General features: G+C 59.6%; 3 protein-coding genes and 1 pseudogene. 1 reads left to right on the top strand and 3 read right to left on the bottom strand.

Going from position 1 to position 4,210, the window contains the following annotated elements; genetic code table 11:
- Positions 1-191: pseudogene (locus AC1DX0_RS31905) on the top strand (hypothetical protein); the annotation flags it as partial.
- A 544-nt stretch (positions 192-735) separates the two neighbouring features.
- On the opposite strand, the gene AC1DX0_RS31900 reads toward AC1DX0_RS31905, so the two are convergent.
- The 3 genes from AC1DX0_RS31900 to AC1DX0_RS31890 form a co-directional block, all read right to left on the bottom strand.
- The gene (locus tag AC1DX0_RS31900) at positions 736-1,047 is read right to left on the bottom strand and encodes a hypothetical protein (protein ID WP_477218732.1); all 312 of its coding nucleotides are present in this window, start codon (positions 1,045-1,047) and stop codon (positions 736-738) included.
- A complete protein-coding gene (locus tag AC1DX0_RS31895) occupies positions 1,044-1,610 on the bottom strand; it encodes a hypothetical protein (protein ID WP_477218731.1) in 567 nt (188 codons plus the stop codon). The genes AC1DX0_RS31900 and AC1DX0_RS31895 overlap by 4 nt, the downstream gene beginning before the upstream one ends.
- Positions 1,611-1,968: 358 nt before the next feature.
- Positions 1,969-4,210, bottom strand: a 2,242-nt coding sequence (locus AC1DX0_RS31890; RefSeq protein ID WP_477358394.1) for a DUF5906 domain-containing protein, incomplete at its 5' end; no start/stop codon positions are given.

Below are 4,210 nucleotides of genomic sequence, written 5' to 3'. Positions count from 1 at the left end.
GGGTATCAGCCAATGTTTTCCGACACACGGCGGCGACCATCATGGCACGCCACGGCGCACCTATTTTCAAGATCGCAAAAATACTCGGCAACTCGCCGCGGATGATTGAGCGCGTGTACGCAAAGCACCAGCCCGAAGACCTGCGGGAAGTGGTGAATTTGATATCAAACGATCCCAAAAAGGCGAAGTGATATTCGAAAACGCTGCACTACTGGGATCTCCGGCGCAAACAACGCGGAGACGAGGCGGCGTAGCCGCTTCGGCGAAATTCGACATGCCCGCTTAAACTTGCTAGTCCAATCTGCGAGGGGTAGGCAAAATGAAATCGGCGCAAGTTCTGATCGTGTTAGCGCTGCTGTCCGGTTGTCAAACTGGCGCTGAGTACGATGCGCAAATACAAGCGGCCCTCGATAGTCGACTTTCCGCTTACCAGGGCGCCACTATGGCCGAATTCACCGCTCGGACGGGACTGTTACCCTCCAACATGTATCCGGTCGAAGGTGGGCGTGTTTTCGTAATCGTGGGGCCGCCTGTATTTCTCACCACTCCAGCTACGCAATGGACCCCTGCGATAACGCAATCTTCCGCGTGTCAGTTGCTGGTGCGGACAGTGCCGATCGGGCAAGAACCGACCGCTGATAATTGGAAAATAATAGGTACTCAGCGGAGCGGACCGTGCAACAACCTGCCTGTCTAACCGACGATCGTGTTCGCGTGCCAAGCTCGGCTTGACGATCAGTCGAAAACGCCGTCGTCAGCGGCACGACGGCCGGCAAGATCCCGCTTCAACGTATCGAGTGCGTCGACTAGCTCCTCCGGGCTCATCTCTGCCTGCGACTTCTCGGGTCGAGCGGCATCCTTGCTGCTCGTCGAGATCATGCCAGCGGCGCGTAGCAATGACGTCCCCGCCGTCGCCCTGGCGGGAGGCGGCGCCTTCGCATCACCCGCCACAGCGATCAATGAATCGACTGCGACCTCGATGCCGATCGTCTTTAGCTTGTGGCTGACGCGGGCGAAGGCCTCACGCTCTTTGTCTTTGGAGCTCATCCGAAAACCCCTTTCCTAAATTCCATCTCGAGCAGTTCGGCTTTCAGTTCGTCGATCTCTGTCTGAAGAGCCTGGACCTCTGGCGAGGGCGCCGGCGGCTCCGTAGACAGCAGAATGCGAGTTTCCTTCGCCTGGCGTCGATATTCGCGTTGACGTTCGCGCGCGGCCGCGCTGCCAGGCTGATGGGCCTTTTGCCATGCCCTGTATGCCGCCAGCTCGCCAGGCGTCATGCGCTTGAGCCGCTGTGCCCGCTTCTTCGCTGCGCGATCGAGACGGGCCAATTTCTTGTTCAGTTTGGCGCTCGCGTTCGGGGCGTCGCGGTGCGGCCAAACGGGCATGTGGTAGCCATCGCCGGAAGGAACCGCTCCCCCGTGGTAAAAACAGCGTCCGTTTGCCATGGCGATTTGAGCGCATGGCCCCCCGTGGCTCTTCGCTTTGGCGCCGCATTTCGGCTGGAGATGGCGCCTTGCGTTCCAGACGCGCAACGATGCACGCCCCACCGCGATCTGCTGCGCCGAGCCGCGCCAACCGCCCGCATGCTTGTGGGTGCCGGCGCGTCTCAAAGCCGCCCCCCGGTTATGCGCACATGAGTTATCGGGTTTTGACGGCGCACCCCGCCACCTCCGGACCTTCTGTCCGGTCCAAGCTGGTCCAACCGCCTTTCGCCGCCTGGACCGCTTAACCCATTGAAATATAAGGGCTGGTCCAAGTGGTCCAGGTGGTCCGGGTCAAAACGGTAAATTCGTTTCACACGCGACATGCGTGCATGTGTCTCGTGTATGTCGATATGAGAATATTTCCGTCCTATATCAATTTCATTTTTTACTTGGACCACTTGGACCACCTGGACCAAGCCTTGTAGCGCAAGGGTTTCGTGGTCCACATTCGGTCCAAGTGGTCCGGGTAAAACGCCGTTTTCCATCAGTTCGACTCCCAATCGAGGCGCGTTCCGAGCATTTCACTGAAAGCATCACGGCAGACGGTCAGCTCGGGAAGATTGAAAACACGGGGGCGCGCCTCTCCCTTGCGCGGGCGCCTTTCGCCGATCCCTGGACAAATGCGACGGATTGAACGCCCGAACTCGGCTTCGTGCATTGGTCGTGCAATCTTGGCCGTAGGCCTTTCATAGTCTGCGTAGAACTCTGCCTTACTAATCTCTTCCGGCCAGCCCTCCGAATACTGGAAGGTTCCGCTTTGAAGTCTGCTCAGCCACCAGCGCTCCAACGGCTCGAGGCTTGCCAGCTTCTGGTCGAGCAGCGCCTCGGTCGCTGGTATGTGGCGGAGATTAACAGAGCCCAAATCGTAGGCCTGAAGGAAATGCAGAAGCCCACCCAAGCCGCCACTGGCCATTTCCGCCGCGATGGCGCCGAAGTAATTTGTATCCTGCTTCCGGTGGTCGGCAACGTCGAGCACGGCGAAGCGCCTTTCGTCGACACCAGCCGGAACAGCCCATTTCGAATTCGTTGTGATGAGCACCCGGACATTGTTTCGAACCTGGATCGTGTCGATGCCTTTGCGCTCGATCCTCATGTGATCGCTGGTAATGAGATCCTTCAACGCACCACCGGCGGCCACCCTGTCGCCCGCCCAGAAGGCTTCCTCGGCCTGGACAAGAATGGCTCTTTCCAGATGAGAGTTGAAACGGCCGGTCAGGTGATCGGGCTGAGACACGATTACGTGGTGCGCAGGAAACAGGGCGCCGACGTATTTGCCGACAATGGATTTGCCCGTGCCCTGGCCGCCGCGGAGCACCAGTGCCACGCCAGGCTTCTCGCCCGGCCGCTGCACCATCTGAGCGAAGAACGAAATAACCCAAGCATATAGCTGGGAATCGCCGCCGCAGACGTTGGCACGCACGTGTTCGAGGAAGAGCCGGCAAGAGGCCGCTATATCCGGTTTGACGGCGAAGCCACGCCAAAGATTGAAGCTGCGCGCCGGGCCGCCCTCCGGTGCGAACACGACTTGTTCGTACTGTCGGCGAAGCGGGCTTTGAAGCCAAACCTCAAACACGGTCGCCGGTTTCTTGTTTTGGATAATGGTGTCGTTGGCGTACCAGTCGCGGATATTCGCGACCGTCCCGAAAGATACTTCGCCGTCAGCGGCTTCCGTGATGATGAGAGCTTTTCCGCCTTGCCTGACAACAGCATGGCGGTCGTTAAGCCGTTGAACAGCAACCGTAGCTGGGTCGGTGGGCGACACGGTTTCGGCGGGCAGATCGATAGTGGCGGGGTCAACAAACCAGTGGGCGGGGTTCCGCACTAGCCGATAATGGATGCCGCCATGAGCATGCGAATATATCCGAGCTTCGCTGCTGCTCTCCGCATACAGAATCGCCAAGTTTCGCCCGTTGCCATAATTAGGCTCGAACGGATCCGGCCCGGTCAGGCCATGGTAGCGGGCTGGGTTGTCCATAATTTCGGCGACAGTGGCGGAACTTCCGTTATCGAAATCCAGGGTAAAGTCTTCGGTCAACACGTGCTGCTCAACGGCAAGGCCGACGGCCTTCGCTGCACGATCGGCCGGAACGCCTTTGGCCACGAGGGCCGCTTGGCGGTCGGCGCGCCAGCGCGCGCGAACGGGCGCCGCCTGCGGCTCCAGTTCGGCCACGATCGTTGCTTCGATAGCCCCCAGCTGAGCGCGCTGCTCGTCCGTGAGTTTTGGCAGTAGGCTGGTGTCGAGAAGTCCGCCATTGGGATTTACAATTTTCGGCACCCGCACATTGGGATCGTGCTGCAGGTCGACCGCCTCGAGATGGGCGTTGGCCTCATACCAGTAGCGACTGTAGTCTTGGCTCGCCGATCGATCGATCAGCGTCTTGGTTATGACCCTGCCGGCCGCGTTGACGACACCGAACCCGAAACCCGCCAGAACGAGGTGATCGTGCAGCCGCGCCGCGAAACCTTCATCGCCTTCCACGTCCGAACCGGACTTTGCGAAGTAGAAGCGATGTTGGCCCGAGTTGGGCCCTGTTTTGTGGCCGGTCTTCCTGTTGCAGATGCCTGCCGACACTGACGGCCGCTGCACATAGGTTGCGGCACCCAAGGCGGGAAACACGCTCCGCAGAGCGCCGGAGATGTCCTGGTATTCTGCCAGTCGCCGCAGCAGAAACTCGGGCCAAGTCTTTATGTCGAGATCGAGGCCGACTAAGGCAGCACCTGTAGGG

It is taken from the genome of Mesorhizobium sp. P3_A9 (assembly GCF_056402975.1).
Note: the sequence above shows the minus strand (reverse complement) of the source record. Positions and strands in the feature narration are given on the sequence as shown.